Source organism: Bradyrhizobium sp. SZCCHNRI3052, from assembly GCF_032484895.1.
In the GTDB taxonomy this organism is placed as follows: domain Bacteria; phylum Pseudomonadota; class Alphaproteobacteria; order Rhizobiales; family Xanthobacteraceae; genus Bradyrhizobium.
On the sequence record NZ_JAUETW010000001.1, the window covers coordinates 53,934 to 78,110 of the forward strand.

At 64.8% G+C, this 24,177-nt stretch carries 17 protein-coding genes and 1 tRNA gene; 14 read left to right on the plus strand and 4 right to left on the minus strand.

Features of this window, described 5'->3' with window-relative positions; all coding sequences use genetic code 11:
• Positions 1 to 143 precede the first annotated feature (143 nt).
• Positions 144 to 219, plus strand: a tRNA-Trp gene (locus QW887_RS00255).
• Between the two features lie 89 nt (positions 220 to 308).
• Here the strand turns inward: QW887_RS00255 and QW887_RS00260 are convergent.
• The gene (locus tag QW887_RS00260) at positions 309 to 1,544 is read right to left on the minus strand and encodes an ABC transporter substrate-binding protein (protein ID WP_315827327.1); all 1,236 of its coding nucleotides are present in this window, start codon (positions 1,542 to 1,544) and stop codon (positions 309 to 311) included.
• Between the two features lie 425 nt (positions 1,545 to 1,969).
• On the opposite strand from QW887_RS00260, the gene secE reads away from it, so the two are divergent.
• The 4 genes from secE to rplA all read left to right on the plus strand — a co-directional run bounded on the left by secE (position 1,970) and on the right by rplA (position 4,081).
• Positions 1,970 to 2,161 (plus strand): preprotein translocase subunit SecE, encoded by a 192-nt coding sequence (gene secE / locus QW887_RS00265; protein ID WP_006611822.1) that lies wholly within the window; start codon positions 1,970 to 1,972, stop codon positions 2,159 to 2,161.
• Entirely contained in the window at positions 2,161 to 2,718 is a 558-nt protein-coding gene (nusG, locus tag QW887_RS00270) for a transcription termination/antitermination protein NusG (protein WP_284423110.1), read from the plus strand. Before secE ends, nusG begins: the two co-directional genes overlap by 1 nt.
• 235 nt (positions 2,719 to 2,953) lie before the next feature.
• Positions 2,954 to 3,382, plus strand: coding sequence for a 50S ribosomal protein L11 (gene rplK, locus QW887_RS00275; protein WP_012045056.1), 429 nt, complete (start codon positions 2,954 to 2,956; stop codon positions 3,380 to 3,382).
• Positions 3,383 to 3,388: 6 nt separating this feature from the next.
• A complete protein-coding gene (rplA, locus tag QW887_RS00280) occupies positions 3,389 to 4,081 on the plus strand; it encodes a 50S ribosomal protein L1 (protein ID WP_315714579.1) in 693 nt (230 codons plus the stop codon).
• Positions 4,082 to 4,212: 131 nt separating this feature from the next.
• On the opposite strand, the gene QW887_RS00285 is transcribed toward rplA, so the two are convergent.
• From QW887_RS00285 to nirB, 3 genes are read right to left on the minus strand one after another with little or no spacing between them, the layout of a single operon-like run.
• Positions 4,213 to 6,897: a molybdopterin-dependent oxidoreductase gene (locus tag QW887_RS00285; RefSeq protein WP_316194048.1), complete on the minus strand. Its 2,685-nt coding sequence runs from the start codon at positions 6,895 to 6,897 to the stop codon at positions 4,213 to 4,215.
• A gap of 10 nt (positions 6,898 to 6,907) precedes the next feature.
• A complete protein-coding gene (gene nirD, locus QW887_RS00290) occupies positions 6,908 to 7,234 on the minus strand; it encodes a nitrite reductase small subunit NirD (protein ID WP_315714577.1) in 327 nt (108 codons plus the stop codon).
• The gene (gene nirB, locus QW887_RS00295; protein ID WP_315714576.1) at positions 7,231 to 9,690 is read right to left on the minus strand and encodes a nitrite reductase large subunit NirB; all 2,460 of its coding nucleotides are present in this window, start codon (positions 9,688 to 9,690) and stop codon (positions 7,231 to 7,233) included. Before nirB ends, nirD begins: the two co-directional genes overlap by 4 nt.
• Before the next feature lie 601 nt (positions 9,691 to 10,291).
• Between nirB and QW887_RS00300 the strand changes: the two genes are divergently transcribed.
• The 9 genes from QW887_RS00300 (at position 10,292) to rpoB (ending at position 24,082) form a co-directional block, all read left to right on the plus strand.
• Complete coding sequence (locus QW887_RS00300; protein ID WP_315749608.1) at positions 10,292 to 11,551, plus strand: MFS transporter; 1,260 nt, start codon at positions 10,292 to 10,294, stop codon at positions 11,549 to 11,551.
• 38 nt (positions 11,552 to 11,589) lie between these two features.
• The gene (locus QW887_RS00305; RefSeq protein ID WP_315714574.1) at positions 11,590 to 13,302 is read left to right on the plus strand and encodes a bifunctional protein-serine/threonine kinase/phosphatase; all 1,713 of its coding nucleotides are present in this window, start codon (positions 11,590 to 11,592) and stop codon (positions 13,300 to 13,302) included.
• Positions 13,303 to 13,337: 35 nt separating this feature from the next.
• Positions 13,338 to 14,288, plus strand: coding sequence for a 2-hydroxyacid dehydrogenase (locus QW887_RS00310; RefSeq protein WP_315749610.1), 951 nt, complete (start codon positions 13,338 to 13,340; stop codon positions 14,286 to 14,288).
• A gap of 164 nt (positions 14,289 to 14,452) precedes the next feature.
• Positions 14,453 to 14,917 (plus strand): (2Fe-2S)-binding protein, encoded by a 465-nt coding sequence (locus QW887_RS00315; RefSeq protein ID WP_315714572.1) that lies wholly within the window; start codon positions 14,453 to 14,455, stop codon positions 14,915 to 14,917.
• A 2-nt stretch (positions 14,918 to 14,919) separates the two neighbouring features.
• Positions 14,920 to 17,100, plus strand: a complete 2,181-nt coding sequence (locus tag QW887_RS00320; RefSeq protein WP_315749611.1) for a xanthine dehydrogenase family protein molybdopterin-binding subunit — start codon at positions 14,920 to 14,922, stop codon at positions 17,098 to 17,100.
• On the plus strand, positions 17,097 to 17,744 hold the full coding sequence (locus QW887_RS00325; protein WP_315714570.1) for an Isoquinoline 1-oxidoreductase subunit: 648 nt from the start codon (positions 17,097 to 17,099) through the stop codon (positions 17,742 to 17,744). Before QW887_RS00320 ends, QW887_RS00325 begins: the two co-directional genes overlap by 4 nt.
• Positions 17,745 to 18,457: 713 nt before the next feature.
• Positions 18,458 to 18,976 carry a 50S ribosomal protein L10 gene (gene rplJ / locus QW887_RS00330; protein ID WP_008963452.1) on the plus strand — a complete coding sequence of 173 codons (519 nt, stop codon included), beginning with the start codon at positions 18,458 to 18,460 and terminating at the stop codon, positions 18,974 to 18,976.
• 60 nt (positions 18,977 to 19,036) lie between these two features.
• Positions 19,037 to 19,414 (plus strand): 50S ribosomal protein L7/L12, encoded by a 378-nt coding sequence (gene rplL / locus QW887_RS00335; protein ID WP_172108050.1) that lies wholly within the window; start codon positions 19,037 to 19,039, stop codon positions 19,412 to 19,414.
• A gap of 549 nt (positions 19,415 to 19,963) precedes the next feature.
• The gene (gene rpoB, locus QW887_RS00340; protein ID WP_315714569.1) at positions 19,964 to 24,082 is read left to right on the plus strand and encodes a DNA-directed RNA polymerase subunit beta; all 4,119 of its coding nucleotides are present in this window, start codon (positions 19,964 to 19,966) and stop codon (positions 24,080 to 24,082) included.
• The last annotated feature ends 95 nt before the right edge of the window (positions 24,083 to 24,177 follow it).

The window sequence follows — 24,177 nt, forward strand, 5'->3', positions numbered from 1 at the left end:
CCCTGAAGTCCTGTTGTCGGTTTGCATCAAGTCTGGCGCGGAAGTTGTGGTCTGACCAGTCGATTTGCCCCATTGCACCCTTGCATTCGGGGGGAGGTCTATGCTTCAAAGCGCGCGAGCCGGCGACACTGTCCCGGCTCGCTAGGAGTGTAGCTCAATTGGTAGAGCACCGGTCTCCAAAACCGGGGGTTGGGAGTTCGAGCCTCTCCACTCCTGCCAGCGAGATCAAGCACTTAAGCCAAAAATCGACGAGACAGGTGAGGTCGGGGCCCGCAGCGCGCGAGCCCCGAATGCATTTCGGCGACCCCTTATTGTTTCACATAAGGGCAGTTTCCGTCCTTCAGCGGCCGGAACACCTGGTCGCCGGGCACCTCCGCCAGCACCTTGTAATAGTCCCACGGGCCCTTCGACTCTTCGGGCTTCTTCACCTCGAACAGGAACATCGAGTGCACCATGCGGCCATCCTCGCGCAGGATGCCGTTGTCGGTGAAGGCGTCGCGCACCGGGGTCTCGCGCATCTTCGCGAGCACCGGCTTGGTGTCGCGGGTGCCGGCGGCCTTGACGGCATTGAGATAGTGCAGGGTGGCGCTGTAGGTCGCGGCCTGGTTCATGGTCGGCATCCGCTTCATGCGCTCGAAGAACTTCTTGCCGAAGGCGCGGGTGCGGTCGTTGAGGTCCCAGTAATAGGCCTCGGTGATGATCAGGCCCTGCGCCAGCTTCAGGCCGAGGCTGTGGATGTCGGAGATGAACATCACGATGCCGGCGAGGTTCTGGCCGCCGGCGACGATGCCGAATTCGGCGGCCTGCTTGATGGTGTTGATGGTGTCGCCACCGCCGTTGGCCATGCCGATGATCTTGGCCTTACTGGCCTGCGCCTGCAGCAGGAAGGACGAGAAGTCCTGGTTGTTGAGAGGATGCCGGGCGCTGCCGACCACCGTGCCGCCGGCGGCGCGCACGACGTCGCCGGTGTCGCGTTCGATCGAATGGCCGAACAGATAGTCGGCGGTGATGAAGAACCAGGTATTGCCACCGTTCTTGACGATCGCGCTGCCGACCGTGTGCGCGTTTCCATAAGTGTCGTAGGTCCAGTGCACGGTGTAGGGCGAGCAGGACTTGCCGGTGATGTCGGAGCTCGCGGCATCCGTCACGATCATCAGCTTCTCGAACTGCTTCGACATCTCCATGCCGGCCAGCGCGGTGGCCGAGGTCGGCATGTCGATCACCATGTCGACGGCCTCGTTCTCGTACCATTTGCGCACGATCGCGGCGGCGATGTCGGCCTTGTTCTGCGGATCGGCGCTGATCACCTCGATCGGCTTGCCGAACATGCTGCCGCCGAACGCCTCGACCGCGAGCTTGGTCGCCTCGAGATTGCCCTGGCCGCCGATGTCCGAATAGACCGACGAGAAGTCGCTGAGCACGCCGATCTTGAGCGGGGCTTGTGCCCGGGCCGGGATGGCGGTGAGGGCGAGAGCGGCAAGACCGAGAGCAGCAAGGCTGACGGCGGCAAGGCGCGTCCGTCCCTTGCGCGGGGCAAAGGTCATGGGTTTCCTCCGGATTGTTCTTGTGCGGACGAGAATGAGCGGGCGCCGCAGGCCCGGCAAGAGCAGGAGCCGCTCCACCGCGGGCATTTCGTCGCGGCAACTGCTCAACCTGCCGTGGTGCGGAAATGGCTTGCCGCGGCACGAAAAACCGCGTTGTTGCGAGCCTGGCGGGGGCCTGCCACGGGAATGACCGCCGACGCCCGGCATGCCCATATCTTGACCTTTGGCCCGCCGGACAGTAGATATCTTGGCAACCTGCAGCCGGCCCGCGACAAAAGCGGATATCCGGCGCGGCTTTTCACTCCCCGAACAAGCGAGCCCGTGGATTCGGCTCATCTCTCCGACAAGAGGGTGGGCCAAGGACGGCTGTTCGGTTTTCCCAGTCAACTCTTCAATCGTCCGATGACGGACGCGGACCCCTGACGATGGCTACCAGCCCGTTCAAATTCCTGCAGGAAGTGCGCTCGGAGACCGCCAAGGTCTCGTGGCCGAGCCGTCGCGAGGTCACCATCACCACGATCATGGTGTTCGTGATGGTGGCGCTGGCCTCGGTGTTCTTCTTCGCCGCCGATCAGATCATCCGTTATCTCATCACCCTCGTGCTGGGCATCCACTGATGGCAACCGCAACGCAAAGCTCCGACAAGCGCTGGTACATCGTCCACGCCTATTCGAACTTCGAGAAGAAGGTCGCGGAGTCGATCCGCGAGCAGGCCAAGCAGCGCAATCTCGAGGACCTGTTCGAGCAGGTGCTGGTGCCGATCGAGAAGGTCACCGAGGTGCGCCGCGGCCGCAAGATCGACGCCGAGCGCAAGTTCTTCCCCGGCTACGTGCTGGTGAAGATGAAGCTGACCGACGAGGCGTTCCACCTGATCAAGAACACGCCCAAGGTGACCGGCTTCCTCGGCGCCGAGAACAAGCCGATGCCGATCTCCGAAGGCGAGGCGATGCGCATCCTGAACCAGATGCAGGAAGGCGTGGAGCGGCCGAAATCCTCGGTGTCGTTCGAGATCGGCGAGAACGTCCGCGTTGCCGACGGCCCGTTCGCCTCGTTCTCCGGCGTGGTCGAGGAAATCGACGAGGCCCGCTCGCGCGTCAAGGTCGCGGTGTCGATCTTCGGCCGTGCGACGCCGGTCGAACTGGAATTCAACCAGGTCGAGAAGATCGTCGGTTAAGGGCCGGGCTGCCGGCTCTCTCGGCGTCCCGGGCTTTCCTTTTCGTCCGATCTCGTGTATCGGGCGCGCTTCGCTCCCCGAACGGGGGGCGATTTCGTTCGTGGGAGGCGTGACCGGCTTTGCCAGCCGGGCCAAGCGCGCCGGACCACGGTCCCAAACCTCGCCTGACGGGTTTTGTCGCCCCAAGGCGTTGCGTTCGCATCAGGCAGAATCGCGAACGCATTGGAGAGTCATAATGGCAAAGAAAGTAACCGGTTACCTGAAGCTTCAGGTTCCGGCCGGCGCGGCCAATCCGTCGCCGCCGATCGGTCCGGCGCTCGGTCAGCGCGGTCTCAACATCATGGAGTTCTGCAAGGCGTTCAACGCCCAGACCCAGAAGGAAGAGAAGAACACCCCGATCCCGGTGGTCATCACCATCTATGCGGACCGGTCCTTCACCTTCGAGATGAAGACCCCGCCGATGTCCTACTTCCTCAAGCAGGCCGCCAAAATCCAGTCGGGCTCCAAGGCCCCGGGTCGCGACAAGGCCGGCAAGGTGACCAAGGCGCAGGTGCGCGAGATCGCCGAGAAGAAGATGAAGGACCTGAATTGCGACTCGATCGAGTCGGCCATGAAGATGGTCGAGGGCTCCGCCCGCTCGATGGGTCTGGAAGTTGCGGGGTAAGGCGCCATGGCACTCGGAAAGCGTTTGAAGAAGGCCCGCGAGGGCATCGATCGCACCAAGCTCTACCCGCTTGCTGACGCGATCAAGATGATCAAGGAGCGGGCCGTGTCGAAGTTCGACGAGACCATCGAGGTCTCGATCAACCTCGGCGTCGATCCGCGCCACGCCGACCAGATGGTCCGTGGCGTCGTGACGCTGCCGAACGGCACCGGCCGTACGCTCCGCGTCGGCGTGTTCGCCCGCGGCGCGAAGGCCGAGGAAGCCAAGGCCGCCGGCGCCGACGTGGTCGGCGCGGAGGACCTGGTCGAGAAGGTGCAGAACGGCAATATCGACTTCGACCGCTGTATCGCCACCCCCGACATGATGCCGCTGGTCGGCCGTCTCGGTAAGGTGCTCGGTCCGCGCGGTATGATGCCGAATCCGAAGATCGGCACCGTAACCATGGACGTCACTGGCGCCGTCAAGGGCGCCAAGGGCGGCTCGGTCGAGTTCCGCGTCGAGAAGGCCGGCATCATCCAGGCCGGCGTCGGCAAGGCCTCGTTCGCCGAGGACAAGCTGGTCGAGAACATCAAGGCGCTGGCGGATGCGGTGGTGAAGGCCAAGCCGGCCGGCGCCAAGGGCACCTACGTCCAGCGCGTCGCGGTGTCGTCGACCATGGGCCCGGGCGTCAAGGTCGAGCCGGGCACCTTGCTCGCGTAACACCTTCGGACATCGTCAGCATTCAGTGGGGCGGGATCGGCAATCGATCCCGCCCTTCGCATTTCCGCACCCCAAGTGAGCGGCACGCCCGCTGCAAAATTGCAGCCGGGCTGGCGCAAACACAACGAGGCTCAGCCCCGGGCGCCTTCGGATGTCCGGGCCTCGGATCGCATGCTGGGCCTCGCAGCCGCCAGCAGCTTGCCGATCTCGGGCTTGCAGGCGCCGCAATTGGTCCCGGCCTTCAGACGTTGGCCGACGGCCTCGACGCTCCCTGCGCCGTTCTGGATCGCCGACGAGATCTGGTTACGACCAATGCCGAAACAGGAGCAGATGACCGCACCGATGTCGTCGGCGGCCGCCAATGGCTGGCCCGCGAGCAGGGCGTTGCGGGCGTTCGGTGACAGCCGCTGCTCGGCAAACAGGCCGATCAGCCACGACCGCGATCCCAGCCGCTGGTCGGGCGCGACGAAGACGCAGCCCTGCAGCCGGCCATCCGATACGCCTGCGTAGCGGAACCGGCCGGCGGCCGGGTCGCGATACGCAATCCAATCGATCTCCGTTCCAGCGATCCCAAGCTGTTCGGCGGCCCACTCGCGCCAACTCGCAGGCCGCTGGTCGAAGGCAAGCTCGAGCCGGAAACACGCTCCGACCTTGCCCTGCACCCAGTACTCGCATGGCGGACGGCGGATCTCCTGCCGGCTCAGGATGAAGACGTGCCAGTTCGGCGCATAGGGCTCCGCCTTCACCGGCGTATGCTTGGACTCGGGCTGACCCGACAGCGGATCAGTCGCGGGATTGACCAGCGCGTTGACACGGCCAGCGCCGGCGAACTCCTCGTTCCAATGCATCGGAACGAACACGCAGCCCCGCCGCTGCTCGGTCGAGATCGCGACGCGCGCCACCATCTTGCCCCAGGGGCTCGTAAGCCGCACCAGCGCCTCGTTCTCCAGACCGGCCAGGCGCGCATCCTCCGGGTGGAATTCGGCGCAAGGCTCGAAGACGTGCGCGAGCAGCCGCGCGGATTTTCCCGTCCGCGTCATAGTGTGCCACTGGTCGCGAATGCGCCCGGTGTTCAGGACCAGCGGATAGTCACGGCTGGTGGCGTTCCGCGCCGGTCGCGGCGTGACGGCCACGAAACGGGCTCTGCGATCCCCGGTGAAGAATTGCCGATTCTCGAACATCCGCGCCGTGCCGGTCGGAAAGTCCCGCGTCACGGGCCACTGGATCGGCGCCAGCGCCTCATAGGCGCGGCCGTCGAGCGTGCTCAGGGCCGAGATGTCGAAATCGCGCGTGCCATTGTTCTCGAAGCCGGACAGTGCCGCGTGCTCGCGAAAGATCTCGGCGGCGCTGCCATAGTCGAAACCGGCAAACCCCATCCGCTGCGCGACGTCGCAGATGATGCGCCAATCGGCACGCGCCGAGCCTGGTGCGGGCAGGAACGCCCGCTGCCGTGAGATCCGGCGCTCCGAATTGGTCACGGTGCCGTCCTTCTCGCCCCAGGCCAGCGCGGGCAACAGGACGTCGGCATGCCGGTTGGTGTCGGTGTCGTGCATGCAATCGGACGCCACCACGAACGCGCAGCGATCCAGCGCGGCACGAACCCGATCGGCGTCGGGAAGGCTGACCACGGGGTTGGTCGACATGATCCAGACTGCCTTGATGCGGCAATCGGCAATCGCATCGAACATCTCGACCGCCTTCAGCCCCGCTTTTGGCGCGACCACCGGTGACCGCCAGAATCGCTTCACCAGCTCGCGGTGCTCGGCATTCTCGATCTCGAGATGCGCGGCGAGCTGGTTGGCCAGGCCGCCCACCTCGCGGCCCCCCATCGCGTTGGGCTGGCCGGTCAGCGAGAACGGTCCCATGCCGGGACGGCCGATACGGCCAGTCAGGAGATGGCAGTTGATGATCGCATTGACCTTGTCGACCCCGCTGCTCGACTGATTGACGCCCTGGGAATAGAGCGTGACAACGCGCTCCGTCTTCGCGAACCATGAAAAGAACAGCTCGACCGCGCCCTCGCTCAGCCCGCAGGCCGCCGCCGTCTCGGCGACTGTCTGCCGGCCGGCGGCCTGCAGCGCCGATTCAACGCCGCTGGTGACCTCACTGACAAAGCCGTCGTCCGCATAGCCGCCGCGTGCGAGATAGGCGAGCAGGCCGTTGAACAGCACCGCGTCACTTCCGGAACGCAGCGGCAAATGCAGGTCGGCGCCTTCGCAGGTCGCGGTCCTCCGCGGATCGACAACGACGATACGGCAGCCGGGATTGTGCTCCTTGGCCGCCAGCATGCGCTGGTGCAGCACCGGATGGCACCACGCAGCGTTGGAGCCGACCAGGACCAGCAGGCCGGCCTGCTCAAGGTCCTCGTAGCAGCCCGGAACGGTGTCGCTGCCGAATGCGCGCTTGTGGCCCGCGACGCTCGACGCCATGCACAGGCGCGAATTGGTGTCGATGTTCGCGGTCCCGACGAAGCCCTTGGCGAGCTTGTTGACGACGTAATAGTCCTCGGTCAGCAACTGCCCCGAAACATAGAATGCGACGGCATCCGGTCCATGGTCGCGGATGATTTCGGTGAAACGGCTCGCGACGAGGTCGAGCGCCTCATCCCAGCCGGCTGCCCGCCCGTTCACGATCGGCTCGAGCAGACGTCCCCCGAGATCGATCGTCTCCGCCAGCGCCGATCCCTTGCCGCACAGCCGGCCGAGATTGGCGGGATGCTGCGGATCGCCGCGGACGCTGATGGTCCCTGAGTCGTCCCGATCGGCGACGACGCCGCAACCGACGCCGCAATAGGGGCATGTCGTCCTGACGCTCATGCGATACCGTTCAGGCCGCGGCCGTCTGCTGCAGGGACAACCACACCACGCCATCCTCGACCTTCGCGGGATAGGATGGCGTACAGCCCTGGTCGGGTGCCACGGCCTGTCCGGTCGCGAGCTCGATGACGAAATTGTGCAGCGGGCATGTCACGCGGCGGTTGTGGACGATGCCCTGCGACAAGGGGCCTGCCTTGTGCGGGCAGCGATCGTCCAGCGCGAACACCTCGTCACCATCGGTGCGGAAGACCGCGATGTTGCCGCGCGGCGTGCGCACGACGCGCGAGCCGAGCGGGGGAATGTCGTCGAGCGGGCCGACTTGAAACCAGGTGGTCATGCGAGCTCCAATTCGGCCATCGGCGTAAACTCGTTGCGATCGACGCCGCGACGGGCGCGCGCCGCCCATGGATCGCTCTGCGAGAATTGCTGCGAATAGGCGAAGCGTTCAAACAGCGCCTTGCGGTTCTTGACGTCCTCGACCACCTGCTTGTGGATGTTGTCGAAGCCGACGCGGTCGCACCATTTGTACATCCGTTCCAGGTACCAGCCCTGTTCACGATAGAGCTGGGTCAGCGCGACGATGATCTCGAGCGCCTCGTCCTCGGTCGCCGTCTTGGTCAGGAATTCCGTGCCCTTGATGTGCAGGCCGGCGGCGCCCGCAAAATGGATCTCGTAGCCTGAATCGACGCAGATCACTCCGACATCTTTGCAGGTCGATTCCGCGCAGTTGCGCGGGCAACCGGAGACGGCGAGCTTCACCTTCGCGGGCGTCCATGATCCCCACATGAACTTCTCGATCTTGATGCCGAGGCCGGTGGAGTCCTGGGTGCCGAAGCGGCACCATTCCGACCCGACGCAGGTCTTCACGGTGCGCAGACCCTTGGCGTAGGCGTGGCCGGAGACCATACCCGCATCGTTGAGATCGGCCCATACCGCCGGCAAATCTTCCTTCTTGACGCCGAGCAGATCGATACGCTGTCCGCCGGTCACCTTGACGGTCGGGATGTTGAACTTGTCGGCGACGTCGGCGATCGCGCGCAATTCGCCGGGCGTGGTCACGCCGCCCCACATCCGCGGCACCACGGAGTAGGTGCCGTCCTTCTGGATGTTGGCGTGAACGCGCTCGTTGATGAAGCGGGATTGCTGGTCGTCGCGATACTCGCCGGGCCAGGTCGCGAGCAGATAGTAGTTCAAGGCGGGTCGGCAGGAATGGCAGCCGTTCGGCGTCTTCCAGTCCATGAATCGCATGACAGCGGGGATCGACTTCAGTTGCTGTTCGATGATGACGCGCCGGACGTCGTCATGGCTGTGGTCGGTGCAGGCGCAGACCGGCTTCACCTTGGGCGCCGCCGAGTAGTCGCCGCCGAGCGTGAACGCCAGCACCTGCTCGACCAGGCCGGTGCACGAGCCGCATGAGGACGACGCCTTGGTATGGGCGCGCACGTCGTCGAGCGTGAACAGCTTCTTTTCGCTGATCGCCTTGACGATCGCGCCCTTGCAGACTCCGTTGCAGCCGCAGATTTCGGCCTCGTCGCTCATGGCGGCAACCGAGTTCTGTCCGCCGTGGCCACCGTCGCCGAGATGCGCCGAGCCGAACACCAGACGTTCGCGCATGTGGGAGACATCGGTGCCGTCGCGCATGTGCTGGAAATACCATGGCCCGTCGATGGTGTCGCCGTACAGCACGGTGCCCACGATCTTCTTGTCGCGCAGGATGATCCGCTTGTAGACGCCGCGATTGGCATCCTGCAGGACGATCTCCTCCTTGTCGGGTCCCGGCGCGAAGTCGCCGGCAGAGAACAGGTCGATGCCCGTGACTTTCAGCTTGGTCGAGACCACTGACCCGTCATAGGTGGCGAATCCCTTCATCGCCAGATGATTGGCGCAGACCTTCGCCTGGTCGAACAGCGGCGCCACCAGACCATAGGTCTGACGGCGGTGCTGCACGCATTCGCCGACGGCGTAGATGCGACCGTCATAGGTCTGCATCGTATCGGAGACCACGATGCCTCGCTCGCAGTACAGCCCGGCCTTCTTTGCCAGTTCGATATTGGGACGGATGCCCACGGCCATCACCACGAGATCGGCCGCGACCTCGGTGCCGTCGGTGAAGCGGACGCCGGTGACGTGCGTTTCGCCGAGGATGGCCTGCGTCTGCGCCGGCATCTTGAACTCCAGCCCGCGCTCCTCCAGCGATTTGCGCAGCATGCCGCCGGCGACCGGGTCGAGCTGGCGCTCCATCAACGTGTCGAGAAGATGCACGACCGTGACCTTCATGCCGCGCTTCATCAGACCATTGGCGGCTTCGAGGCCGAGCAGGCCGCCGCCGATCACGACCGCGTGGCGATGTCGCGTCGAGGCTTCGACCATGTGCTCGACGTCCTTGATGTCGCGGAAGCCGATGACGCCGGGCAGGGCGGCGCCGGGGACCGGAAGAACGATCGGGCTCGAGCCGGTCGCGATCAGCAACCGATCATAAGGATAGCGTTCGCCAGTTTCGGTGACCACCTCGCAGCTCCGGCGGTCGATCATCGTGACCGTCTCGCCCTTGCGCAGGGTGATCTGGTTGTCCTCGTACCACTGCTCCGTGTTCAGCATGATGTCGTCGACGGTCTTCTCGCCCGCGAGCACCGGCGACAGCAGGATGCGGTTGTAGTTGCCGTAGGGCTCGGCGCCGAAGACGCTGATGTCGTAGAGATCAGGCGCCCGTTCCAGCAGTGCCTCCACCGTGCGAATGCCGGCCATGCCGTTGCCGATCACCACCAGTTTCTGCTTGATCGTCTTGTCGAGCATGGTCTGCCTTTCGAATGCCAGCGATATCCAGCGGCGACGCGAACGGGCATCGGCCCATCGGTCGCTGTGGTCATGTTTGAATTTTGGGGGAGGCCCAACTGCGGGCAAAGCTGATCGTCGCCAATGACGGTCGCGAGCCAACTAATTCAAATCTCGTGCCATTCGGGTCGTCGCCGGAAATCGCGGTAATTCAAGGGTTGAGCCGCCGCTTGCGCGCGCCGCTGGCGACACCTGCGCTCAAATAGTAGCCGCGGCAGATCAGATTATGTGCATCCTCGATGGAGGCCCTGCCGTTCGAGTACCGATCGCGTCGGCTTCGGCGGGCGCTCAAAAAGCCATCACTGTGCGCGCGGTGCAGGCGGGCCCTGCGTTCATGTTGAGCATCAGCGATCCGTAGAACTGCGGCTTCGAAGTCCCAAGCGCCGGTACGGGTTGAGAAAAACGTGAATCACCAAAGTTGGTGCGAAACTTGCTGAAAGGCGGGCAGGACCGGGCGTATCTCAACGACGAGACCGCCGCTCAACTCACCCGACAATTTGTCCCCTTTACGCAGCTCCTGCCGAGCCTGCTCGCGCGCGCCTGCGTCACGAGGTTTGAGACCATGAAGCTCGACGACTTCAAGAAGGCCGGTCATTGGCCGACACTGCTGGCTGCTTTCCTCTATTTCGACATCAGCTTCATGGCCTGGGTCGCACTCGGACCGCTGATCGTCTATGTCGCCCGCGACATGAATCTTGCGGTCAACGAAAAGTTCACGCTGGTCGCGATCCCCGTGCTGGCAGGCGCGCTGCTGCGTGTTCCCATGGGCATTCTGGCCGACACCATCGGCGCCAAGCGCACGGGCGTGATCGCGCAGCTGGTGGTCATGACGGCGACCGCCTGCGTTGCCTATTTCGGACTCCCCAGCAAGCTGGCCGTCGAGCTGTTCGGCGTCGTGCTCGGCATCGGCGGCGCCTCGTTCGCCGTCGCGCTGCCTCAGGCCAGCCGCTGGTATCCGCCGCAGTATCAGGGCATCGTGATGGGGATCGCAGGGGCCGGAAACATGGGCGTCGTGCTCGACACGCTGCTCGCGCCGACCATCGCCGAACATTGGGGCTGGCAGGCCGTTTTCGGGGTGCTGCTCATCCCAATGGTCGTGGTCCTGATCTACTACATCGTCGCCGCGAAGGATGCGCCCGGTGAACGCAAGCCGGTCTCGCTCAAGGCCTATGGCGGCCTGCTGCGCGATCCCGACAGCCGCTGGTTCATGTTCTTCTACTTCATCACCTTCGGCGGCTTCGTCGGCCTCGCCAACGCCCTGCCGCTGTACTTCTCGGTGCAGTATCATGTCTCCGGAGTGGCGGCCGGATTGCTGGTGGCGCTGATCGTCGCTTTCGGCTCCGGCTTCCGTCCGGTGGGCGGTCTCATTGCGGACCGGATCGGTGGCATCCGGTCGCTCTCGATCCTGTTTGGCATTGTGGTCGCCGCCTATGTCGTGATCGCCTTCATGCCGGAAGGGCCGGCTGCGCCGACCCAGGCGGGCTGGGAGCTCATGAACATGCCACGCATTGCGTGGATTTCGGTGCTGTTGTTCTCGATCGGCGTGCTCGCGCTCGGGATGGGCAACGGCGCGGTGTTCCAGCTCATTCCGCTGCGCTTCCGCCACGAGATCGGCCTGATGACCGGTCTCGTCGGCTGCGCAGGCGGCATCGGCGGATTCTTCCTCGCCCAGGCGCTCGGCACGGCCAAGGGAATGACCGGCGGATTCGGGGCCGGCTTCCTGTTCTTTGGTTTGCTGGCATTGCTCGGTTTCGTCGGACTTGCCATGGTCAAGGTCCGTTGGCGCACCACGTGGGGCGCCGTTTCCGGCGCGCGCGTCTGACCCGACGCGCCGTCGCTCCATAGGCAAGGTGTTCAGGCGTGGCCGGCGCGCATCGCAATCTTCAGGTTCGCGTCGGCTTCGCTAGCGAGACCGGCAAGCGACCGAACAATGAGGATTACGTCGGCGCCCGCCTTGGCCTGCAGGGGGCGACGGATCGCGATATCGTCGCCGCCGTCGCCGACGGCGTCGGCGGCCACAAGGGTGGGCGCGAGGCGGCGGAGCTCGCCGTCCGCGGCTTCATCGATGCCTATCATTCTCTGCCCGAGACGGCGGGCGTGCGAAGCCGAGCCGCGCGTGCGCTGGAAGCCATCAACAGCTGGATCCATGCGCAGGGCCGCGTCGACCCCGAGTTGCATGGAATGAGCTGCGCCTTCTCCGCGGTGGTGCTGTCGCGGCGAACCTGCCACGTCGTCCACGTCGGGGACACTCGCGTCTACCGCCTGAGCGAAGGGCGCCTCGAGCGTCTGACGACCGACCATGTCGCGGGCCGCGCTGACCTTGCCCACGTCCTCAACCGGGGCATCGGTTTCGAGCAGTTCGCCCGCTTCGACTACACGACGCTCGGCATGCGTCAGCACGACCGGTTTCTGATCTGCAGCGACGGCATCCACGGCATCCTGCCGGATTCGCGCCTTCAGGAGATCCTCGCCGAGCGCACGCCCCCGGACGATTCCGCGCGCGGGATCGTCGCCGCCGCGCTCGCGGCCGGCAGCAATGACAATTCGACGGCGCTGGTGCTCGACGTCGTCGATCTTCCGCCCGCTGACCGCGACGAGCTCACCGGTTCGATCTCGTCCCTGCCGATCGGCGAGCTGCCTTCGCCCGGTGACGTGATCGACGGATTCCGGCTTGGCGAACTCCTGTCCGATGGCCGCTACTCCCGGCTGTTCAAGGCGATCGACGCGGGGCAGGGTGACAGGGAGGTCGTCCTGAAATTTCCGCATCCGCGCGTCGCGAGCGAAGGTTCGTTCCGCCTGGCGTTCATTCGCGAAGCCTGGGTCGCTGCGCGTGTGCGCAGCATCTGGATCGGCGAGATCATCGAGCTTCCCGTCGAGCGCCAGACCCGGCTCTATTCGGCAATGCCATTCTACGCGGGGGAGACGCTCGAGCAGCGTCTGAACCGGCCGCCCCGATTGTCGCTTGCGGAGGGCACCGCGATCGCGACCAAGCTCGTGCGCGCGGTGGTGGCGTTGCACCGGGCCGGCATCATCCATCGCGACATCAAGCCGGACAACGTGATCCTGCTCGAGAACGGCGGCTTGCGCCTGATCGATCTCGGGGTCGCGCGCGTGCCGCGGTTCGAGGACTTTCCGGCCGAGGATATTCCGGGGACCCCGAGCTACATGGCGCCGGAGCTGTTCGCCGGTAAGCCGGGTGACGAAGCGTCCGACCTGTTCGCCCTCGGCGTCACCGTCTACCGCATGTTCACGCGCTCTTATCCGTTCGGCGAGATCGAGCCGTTCTCGCGCCCGCGCTTCGGCAAACCGGTGCCGATTTCACGCTACCGACCGGAACTGCCGGCCTGGCTCGACGCCGTGATCGGAAAGGCGTTGAACGTCGATCCTGCACAGCGTTACGGTGATGCCATCGAATTCGCCCACGAGTTGGAGAACGGTGCGTCATGGGCGGGTCCGGCGATCGCCAAGCGTCGCTCGCTTCACGACCGCAACCCGCTGTTGTTCTGGAGGATGCTCTGCGCGCTTCAATTCATCATCATCATCATTCTGCTGAGCCTGCTGACGCGACACTGAGTGGCGACGTGCGACCGCCCGAATAGGTAATCCCGATGCCCGAGAAGGTCCTGATCTATTCCCGCCTGCCGAAGTCGCTGACCCAGCGCTTCGCCGATCGCTTCGAGCTGCTCGACAGCGGCGGCACGCCGGCGCACGAGGTGTTTCCGGCGGAGGAGGTTGCGCAGATCCGGGCTTTGATCACAGCCGGCGGCACGCCTCTGGGGGACGACGACATGGACCGGCTGCCGGCGCTCGGGGCCATCGTCTGTTACGGCACGGGTTATGATGGCGTCGACCTGAAGGCGGCCGCGGCGCGCAATATCGTGGTCGGCCACAGTCCCGGCGCGAACGCTGCAGCGGTCGCCGATGTCGCGCTCATGCTGATGCTGGCGAGCGTGCGGCGGTTGACGGCGGCGGATTCCTATGTGCGCACCGGTGGCTGGGTGGAGGCCCGGCCGTCGCCGCTGTTGAAGCCGCCGCCTGGTCTGTCCGGCTGCAAGGTCGGCGTCTACGGGATGGGCGAAATCGGCCGCAAGATCGCCGCGCGCGTCGCCGCTTTCGAGACCGAGGTCGGCTATTTCAGCCGCACGTGCCACGACGATCTGCCGTATCAGTATTTTTCAAGCCTTGATGCCTTGGCCGAATGGTGCACCGTGCTGATGATCGCGGTCCGCGCCGGCGCGGAGACCACGCACGTCGTCGATGCCGATCTCCTGAAGAAGATCGGGCCCGATGGCCATGTCGTCAACATCTCGCGTGGCTCCGTGATCGACGAAGGGGCGCTGCTGGTAGCGCTGAAGGACGGCATCATCGCTGGCGCCGGGCTCGACGTATTCGAAACCGAGCCGTACGCCCCGGATGGGCTGACGTCGTTGCAGAACGTGGTGGTCACGCCGCATATCGGCGGCAACACCCGCGAGTCTCACGTGGCGATGCAGGAATGCGTGGTGGCCAATCTCACGGCGTTCTTTGCAGGGGAGCCACTGCCGTTTCGGGTCGGATAGGCAAGCGCAGATGGCGCTCCCCCAGCACCGCAACGCCAAACGCGCAGACCGCAGATAAGTTCCACGCGTGGTGCAGAAATATTCTGACGCACTGCACGCCTCTGTGAATTGCGAGTGATTTTCAAACGCTTCTAAGTTCCTCTCCTGCAATTCAGGAGAGCGGCATGGCGGCGTTCACCCTCAAGATCAACGGGCGCGAGCATCAGATCGACGTCGACCCGAATACGCCCTTGTTATGGGCGATCCGGGACAATGCCGGGCTGACCGGCACCAAATACGGATGCGGCGTGGCGCAGTGCGGTGCCTGCACCGTGCATCTCGACGGCCAGAGCGTTCGCTCCTGCTCGCTGCCGGTGTCGGCGGTGGGCAAGAGCGAGATCACCACCATCGAAGGGCTGAGCGGCAAGGAAGGTGCGGCCGTGCAGAAGGCCTGGGCGGCACTCGACGTGCCCCAATGCGGCTACTGCCAGTCCGGCCAGATCATGAGCGCGGTCGCGCTGCTCGGCCTTAATCCCAAGCCGACCGATGAGGACATCGATCTCGCGATGAACGGCAACATCTGCCGCTGCGCCACCTATGTGCGCATCCGCGCTGCCATCCATACCGCAGCCAAGACGTTGGAGGGCTGATCATGAATGTGCATATGAAGCCCGCCACGTCCGCTCCGACATTGTCCCGCCGCTCGCTGCTGAAGGCGGGAGCGGGGCTGGCGCTCGCCACCTATGTCGCCCGCAATGGTGTCGCTTACGCGCAAGACGCGGCGAAGTCCGTCAACATCGCGCCGAACACGTTCCTTGTGATCGGCCAGGACGACACTGTCACCGTTCTCTGCAAGCACATCGAGTTCGGGCAGGGCCCGTTCACCGGCATGGCCACGCTGGTGGCCGAGGAGCTCGATGCCGATTGGTCGCAGATGCGCGCCGATCATGCGCCCTCGAATCCGGTGCTCTACAAAAACCTGCTGTTCGGGGTGCAGGGTACCGGCGGCTCCAGCGCAATCGCCAATTCCTACGAGCAGATGCGCAAGGTCGGCGCCGCCGCGCGCGCGATGCTGGTGGCCGCGGCCGCCGACGAATGGAAGGTCCCGGCCGAGGAGATCACGGTCGAGAAGGGCCTCATCAAGCATCCGTCCGGCAAGCAGAGCGGCTTCGGCGCGCTGGCCGCCAAGGCGATGCAGCAGCCGGTGCCGGCGAACCCGCAGCTCAAGGATCCCTCCGCCTTCAAGCTGATCGGCAAGGAAGGCGCGGTGACCCGGCTCGACAGCGTGGCGAAGTCGAACGGCTCGGCCGAGTACACGCTCGACATCAAGGATCCGGGGACGTTGACCGTTCTGGTGGCGCGCTCGCCGCGGTTCGGCGGCACGGTGGCGTCGTTCGACGCGTCGGCGGCCAAGGCCGTGTCGGGAGTGGTCGACGTCAAGGAGGTGCCGAACGGTGTAGCCGTCTATGCCGAGGGGTTCTGGCCGGCGAAGACGGCACGTGACCTTCTCAAGATCACCTGGGACGACAGCAAGGCGGAGACGCGCGGCACGGCGCAACTGCTGGAGGAGTTTCGCGCCCGTGCGAAGAAGCAGGGCGCCCTGGTGAAGCAGGAGGGCGACGTTGACGCCGAGATCGCCAAGGGCGGCAAGCTGATCGAGACCGAGTTCGTCTTTCCCTATCTGGCCCATGCGCCGATGGAGCCAATCAACGCCTTCATTCACTGGAAGGGCGATACCGCCTCGGCGCGCTATGGCAGCCAGTTTCCGACGCCTGATCACGCCGTGATCGCGCAGGTGCTTGGGCTCGACATCGCCAAGGTCGATCTCAAGACGATTCTCGCCGGCGGCAGCTTCGGCCGGCGGGCGCAGCAGTCGACCCACGTCGCCATGGAGCTGGCGCAGGTCGCCAAGGCGATCGGGCCGGGACGTCCGGTCAAGCTGGTGTGGACCCGCGAGGATGACATGCGCGGCGGTTACTACCGACCGTTCAGCCTGCACCGAATGCGCGGTGTGGTCCGCGACGGCAAGATCGTGGCGTGGTCGGATACGATCGTCGGGCAGTCGATCATGAAGGGCTCGCCGTTTGAGGCGATGACCATGAAGAACGGCCTCGATTCGACGGCCTATGAGGGCTCCAACGAGATTCCTTACCAGGTGCCGAATTTCCGCTGCGACCTGCATCAGGTCGATGTCGGCGTGCCCGTGCTGTGGTGGCGCTCGGTCGGCCACACCCATACTGGCTACGCCGTCGAGGCGTTCGTCGATCAGTTGCTCGAAGCCGCCGGCCAGGATCCTGTGGAGGGACGACTGGCGATGATGGCCGACAAGCCGCGTCACGCCGGTGTGCTCAAGGCGGTCGCCGAGCTCGCGGACTGGAAGGGCGCCAAGCTCGAGGCGGGCCGCGCCCGCGGCGTTGCCGTGGTCGAGAGCTTCAACACCTACGTCGCCCAGGTGGTCGAGCTGTCGATGGGGGCCGACGGACCGGTCGTGCACAAGGTGTGGTGCGCTGTCGACTGCGGCGTCGCAGTCAATCCCGACATCATCCGCGCCCAGATGGAGGGCGGCATCGGCTTTGCGCTCGGCCACATCCTCTATGCGCAGCAGCCGCTCGACGAGGGACGACCGGTGTCGGGCAATTTCGACACCTACCGCTCGCTGCGCATCCACGAGATGCCGCAGATCGAGGTTGCGATCGTGCCGTCGACCGAGAAACCCTCGGGAGTCGGCGAGCCCGGCGTGCCGCCGCTGGGACCTGCCGTCGCCAACGCCATGGCCAGGCTGGGTCTGCCGCGCCCGACCCAACTGCCGATCCGGCCGGGAGACACCGCATGAGCCCGTTCAGAACGGCGACGATGGCGCTGCTCGCTGGCAGCCTGGCTGCGGTTGCGATCGTAGCCCTGCCGGCACTGCGGCGCGCCGATGCGGCGCCCGAGGCCACGCACGTCGCCGGCGGGCTCAAGCCGGTGGCGGACTTCGCCAGGATCAAGAGCAAGGACGAGCGCGCCGTGGCGCTGTTCGAAGAGGCCGGCAAGGTGCTGCAGTCGCCGCGATGCATGAACTGCCACCCGGCCGGCGACCGGCCGACCCAGACCGATAGGATGATTCCGCATCAGCCGCTGGTGGTCCGCGGCGAGGCTGGCATGGGTGCGCCCGGCGGGCTCGCCTGCACGACCTGCCACCACGAGGCCAATTTCGACGCGGCGCGCGTGCCCGGTAATCCCAAGTGGCAGCTGGCCCCGATCGAGATGGCTTGGCAGGGCAAGTCGCTCGGCCAGATCTGCGCACAGATCAAGGATCCAAATCGCAACGGCGGCAAGACCATGGCGCAGCTGATTCACCATATGGCTGAGGATGAGCTGGTCGGCTGGGGCTGGAATCCGGGAGCTGGGCGGACCCCGGCCCCGGGAACCCAGAAGCAGTTCGGCGAGCTGATCAAGGCCTGGGCCGACGCCGGAGCGGCCTGTCCGAAGGGCTGAGGCGGGATTGTGCCCCTGCGCGTGCAATGCCCCGTGGCCCTGATGAGCGCTGCCGACATCCGGGGTTTCCGGCAGAGCACGTGAGACCCCGCATGTCGCTATCGCCGACGCGCGTCCCGCGCGCCGGCTGTCGCTCATCCGGGCGACGGGGCTCCCACCCGGCTCCACGGCATGGCCCAACTGGTGCGATTTTTGCTCTTGGGGTCTTGGCAAGTCGCAATGGACCCGTTAAAGAACCGGCTTCCAGGCGGGCCGGCTGTTGCTGGCGCGCCTGTGCGCGCATTCCGAAAGTTGAGAGGAGCCAGCATTCCTTTTGAGGATATCCGTTTGGATTTCTCGGAAGGAAGAAGGATCTTTCTGCTCTCGAATGCCGCAGGGGAGGTCGGTTCGCCGATCACTCCGAATCCTGTCCGAGACTGCAGGCGCCGGCGCGGAAATCCAGTTTCCTCAATGGCTTAATCATCCAGCCTGCATAGACGGGTGAAGACCGGATTTCGGCATGTCCACTGCCTTTGTCGTGGTGGCATGCAGGTTTGGTTCGAACCTCGACACTCCGCGGGCTCTCAGGGCTTTCGGAAGGGCAGGCTATTCATCGCCGTTTTGCCTTTCGTGTCCTCGGGTTCTTCCGTCCGGAGGTCAGGTTTGGTGGGACGGCGGGTGCAACCCGGCGGTCCCGCTTTCGGGCGAAGGCCGCCAACCGGAGAGAGCTTGCTGTGGAACGAGCGGCAAAAAAAGAGGCGGTCGAGCAGCTGCACGAGGTCTTCAAGACCACGGGCGTTGCCGTCGTCGCTCACTATTCCGGCCTCACCGTGGCTCAGATGCAGAACCTGCGCAAGCAGATGAAGCAGGCTGGCGCATCGGTGAAGGTCTCGAAGAACCGTCTCGCCAAAATTGCTCTTGAAGGCACGGACGTCGTCGGCATCGGTCCCCTGTTGAAGGGGCCGACCGTGATCGCAACTTCGAACGATCCTGTCGCGGCGCCCAAGGTTGCCATCGAATTCGCCAAGGCGAACGAAAAGTTCGTCATTCTCGGCGGCTCGATGGGCTCAACCGTCCTGAATGTCGACAGCGTGAAGGCTCTGGCCTCGCTGCCGTCGCTGGACGAACTGCGCGGCAAGCTCGTCGGCCTGATCCAGGCTCCGGCGACCAAGCTGGCCCAGCTCGCCAACGCTCCCGCGGCCAAGGTCGCGCGCGTCATTCAGGCTCATGCCTCAAAGGGCGAAGCGGCCTGACGCCCTTCGCAAACACTCACAACCTGGTTTCGAACCGAACCACACTAAAGGACTACATCAATGGCTGACCTGCAGAAGATCGTCGACGACCTCTCGGCCCTCACCGTTCTCGAGGCTGCTGAGCTCGCGAAGCTCCTGGAAGAGAAGTGGGGCGTGTCCGCCGCGGCCGCCGTGGCCGTCGCCGCTCCGGGCGCTGGTGGCGCCGCTGCCGCTCCGGCGGAAGAGAAGACCGAGTTCACCGTTGTCCTGGCTTCGGCCGGCGACAAGAAGATCGAGGTCATCAAGGAAGTCCGCGCCATCACCGGCCTGGGCCTGAAGGAAGCCAAGGACCTGGTCGAGGGCGCTCCGAAGCCGGTCAAGGAAGGCGTCAACAAGGACGAGGCCGAGAAGATCAAGGCTCAGCTCGAGAAGGCCGGCGCCAAGATCGAGCTCAAGTAATCGCTTCGATTGCGCGAACGAAGTCCCCGGGCTGCCATGGGCGGGTCCGGGGGCTTTCGACAGATTATGATGACCGGGTGGTAACATCGCCCGGTCATCATGTGGACAAGGAGTTTTGCAGGGGTATTGGGCGCGGCTCGGAATCACTGCAAAAGGCGTGCAACGGAACCGTCCGTTGTGGGCCGAACACGGAAAAGTGTGGAGATTTAGGGGCTTCGCTCTCGAATCTCGATTATTGTCAACCCATATTGGGTCGGCAGCACGAAAAGCCGGTTGATCGGTGGAGTGGCGTCTCCGTCCGTAAGCCGTTGGGAGATAGGCAATTTCGGGCTTTTGCAGTCCGTGACGAGATGGTTGTGACGAGCGGGTGCGTCCTCGCGCCTCGCGCGTCGTTTTGCGTTTTGCTGGTCTGAAGAACAGATCTGGGACATTTCCGTTCCGGCTCTGGGCCTCAGATCCTCGAAATGGATCGAAATTCAACCCGAAGGGGCGGTGGCAGCCGCTGTTTCGGAAGGTTCGCCCCTCCGGGCGACGAAATGAGAGGCCACGATGGCGCAGCAGACATTCACCGGTCGCAAACGCGTTCGCAAGTTCTTTGGACACATCAAGGAAGTCGCGGAGATGCCGAACCTCATCGAGGTTCAGAAGGCGTCCTACGACCAGTTCCTGATGGTGGACGAGCCCACGGGTGGCCGGCCGGATGAGGGCCTGCAGGCGGTGTTCCGCTCGGTATTCCCGATCTCCGACTTCTCCGGCACCTCGATGCTGGAGTTCGTCCGCTACGAGTTCGAGCCGCCGAAATATGACGTCGACGAGTGCCGTCAGCGCGGCATGACCTTCGCTGCGCCGCTCAAGGTGACCTTGCGCCTCATCGTGTTCGATATCGACGAGGAGACCGGCGCGAAGTCGGTCAAGGACATCAAGGAGCAGGACGTGTACATGGGCGACATTCCGCTCATGACCATGAACGGCACCTTCATCGTCAACGGCACCGAGCGCGTCATCGTCTCGCAGATGCACCGTTCGCCGGGCGTGTTCTTCGACCACGACAAGGGCAAGACCCACTCGTCGGGCAAGCTGCTGTTCGCCGCCCGCGTCATCCCGTATCGCGGCTCCTGGCTCGACATCGAGTTCGACGCCAAGGACATCGTGTTCGCGCGCATCGACCGTCGCCGCAAGCTGCCGGTGACGTCGCTGATGTTCGCGCTCGGTCTCGATGGCGAGCAGATCCTGTCGACCTTCTACAAGAAGCTGATCTACAAGCGCATCAAGGAAGGCTGGCGCGTTCCGTTCGACGCCAACCGCTTCCGCGGCTATTCGACCGTCAACGACCTGATCGACGCCGACACCGGCAAGGTCGTGCTCGAGGCCGGCAAGAAGCTCACCGTTCGCGCCGCCCGCCAGCTCCAGGAGAAGGGGCTGAAGGCGCTGCGCATGTCGGACGAGGAGCTGCTCGGCAACTACATCGCCGAGGATCTCGTCAATCCGAAGACCGGCGAGATCTATGCCGAGGCCGGCGAGGAGATCACCGACAAGCTGTTCAAGGTGCTGAACGAGCAGGGCTACAAGGACCTGCCGCTGCTCGACATCGACCACGTCAATGTCGGCCCCTACATCCGCAACACGCTGTCGGCCGACAAGAACATGACGCGTGAGGACGCGCTGTTCGACATCTACCGCGTGATGCGTCCGGGCGAGCCGCCGACGCTCGATTCGGCGCAGGCGATGTTCCAGTCGCTGTTCTTCGATGCCGAGCGCTACGACCTCTCCGCGGTCGGCCGCGTCAAGATGAACATGCGCCTCGAGCTCGATGCGCCGGACACCCAGCGCACTCTGCGCAAGGAAGACATCCTGGCGGTCATCAAGACCCTGGTCGACCTGCGCGACGGGAAGGGCGAGATCGACGACATCGACCATCTCGGCAATCGCCGCGTCCGCTCGGTGGGCGAGCTGATGGAGAACCAGTACCGCATCGGTCTCTTGCGCATGGAGCGCGCCATCAAGGAGCGCATGTCGAGCGTCGACATCGACACCGTGATGCCGCAGGACCTGATCAACGCCAAGCCGGCCGCCGCCGCGGTGCGCGAGTTCTTCGGCTCGTCGCAGCTGTCGCAGTTCATGGACCAGACCAACCCGCTGTCGGAGATCACCCACAAGCGCCGCCTGTCGGCGCTCGGACCGGGCGGTCTGACGCGCGAGCGCGCCGGCTTCGAGGTGCGCGACGTGCATCCGACGCATTACGGCCGCATCTGCCCGATCGAGACGCCGGAAGGTCCGAACATCGGCCTGATCAATTCGCTGGCGACGTTCGCCCGCGTCAACAAGTATGGCTTCGTCGAGACGCCGTACCGCAAGGTCAAGGACGGCCGCGTCACCGACGAGGTAGTGTATCTGTCCGCCATGGAGGAGGGGCGCTACCGCGTCGCGCAGGCCAACGTGCCGCTCGATGCCAAGGGCCGCTTCACCGAGGACCTCGTGGTCTGCCGTCATGCCGGCGAAGTCGTGCCGATGACGCCCGACAAGGTCGACTACATGGACGTGTCGCCGAAGCAGCTGGTTTCGGTTGCCGCGGCCTTGATCCCGTTCCTCGAGAACGACGACGCCAACCGCGCGCTGATGGGCTCGAACATGCAGCGCCAGGCGGTGCCGCTGGTTCGCGCCGAGGCGCCGTTCGTCGGCACCGGCATGGAAGGCGTGGTTGCCCGTGACTCGGGCGCCGCGATCGCGGCGCGCCGCTCGGGCGTGATCGACCAGATCGACGCCACCCGCGTCGTCATCCGCGCCACGGAAGATCTCGATCCGACCAAGTCGGGCGTCGATATCTACCGGCTGATGAAGTACCAGCGCTCGAACCAGTCGACCTGCATCAACCAGCGTCCGCTGGTGAAGGTCGGCGACATCGTCAAGAAGGGCGACATCATCGCTGACGGTCCGTCGACCGATCTCGGCGAGCTCGCGCTCGGCCGCAACGTGCTGGTCGCGTTCATGCCGTGGAACGGCTACAACTTCGAGGACTCCATCCTGCTCTCCGAGCGGATCGTGAAGGAGGACGTCTTCACCTCGATCCACATCGAGGAATTCGAGGTGATGGCCCGCGACACCAAGCTGGGTCCGGAGGAAATCACGCGCGACATTCCGAACGTGTCGGAAGAGGCGCTGAAGAACCTCGACGAAGCCGGCATCGTCTATATCGGCGCGGAGGTGCGCGCCGGCGACATCCTGGTCGGCAAGATCACGCCGAAGGGCGAGAGCCCGATGACGCCGGAAGAAAAGCTCTTGCGCGCCATCTTCGGCGAGAAGGCCTCCGACGTTCGCGACACCTCGCTGCGGGTGCCGCCGGGCGTGCAGGGCACGATCGTCGAGGTCCGCGTCTTCAACCGTCACGGCGTCGACAAGGACGAGCGTGCGCTGGCGATCGAGCGGGAAGAGATCGAGCGTCTGGCCAAGGACCGTGACGACGAGCAGGCGATCCTGGACCGCAACGTCTACAGCCGTCTCGCCGACATGCTGGACGGCCGCCAGGGCATCTCGGGGCCGAAGGGCTTCAAGAAGGATACCAAGATCACGCGTGCGGTGCTCGACGAGTATCCGAAGTCGCAGTGGTGGCTGTTCGCCTCGCCGAACGACAAGCTGATGGCCGAGATCGAGGCCATGCGGAAGCAGTACGACGAGTCGAAGAAGGGGCTGGAACAGCGCTTCCTCGACAAGGTCGAGAAGCTGCAGCGTGGCGACGAGCTGCCGCCCGGCGTGATGAAGATGGTCAAGGTCTTCGTCGCCGTGAAGCGCAAGATCCAGCCGGGCGACAAGATGGCGGGCCGTCACGGCAACAAGGGCGTCGTGTCCAAGATCGTGCCGATCGAGGATATGCCGTTCCTCGAGGACGGCACCCATGCGGACATCGTGCTGAACCCGCTCGGCGTGCCCTCGCGCATGAACGTCGGGCAGATCCTCGAGACCCATCTCGGCTGGGCCTGCGCCGGCCTCGGCAAGCGCATCGCCCAGACGGTCGATGCCTACCTGTCGAAGCAGGACGTCAAGCCGCTGAAGGAGACCTTGAAGCGGATCTACGGCGATGACGAGACCATCAAGTCGCTCAACGACAACGAGTTGATCGAGCTTGGTCACAATCTGAGCCGCGGCGTGCCGATCGCCACGCCGGTGTTCGACGGCGCCAAGGAGGCCGACATCGAGGAGATGTTGAAGCTCGCCGGCCTCGACGCATCCGGTCAGTCGACGGTCTATGACGGCCGCACCGGCGATGCGTTCGATCGCAAGGTGACGGTCGGCTACATCTACATGCTGAAGCTGCACCATCTGGTCGACGACAAGATCCATGCGCGTTCGATCGGCCCGTACTCGCTGGTCACCCAGCAGCCGCTGGGCGGCAAGGCCCAGTTCGGCGGCCAGCGTTTCGGCGAAATGGAGGTGTGGGCGCTCGAAGCCTACGGCGCGGCCTACACGCTGCAGGAGATGCTGACGGTGAAGTCGGACGACGTCGCCGGCCGCACCAAGGTCTACGAGGCGATCGTGCGCGGCGACGACACGTTCGAGGCCGGTATTCCGGAATCGTTCAACGTGCTGGTCAAGGAAATGCGCTCGCTCGGCCTCAACGTCGACCTGCACAACTCCAAGCTCGGACCGGCGCCGACGTCGGAAGCCGCCGAGTAGTTCAAGAGGTCATGCCCGGCCGTCTCGGACGGCCGGGTGCCGGCGCCTTCCCCCGCGGGTCAGGACAAGGCGCCCGTTGAGAGATTTTCGAATTT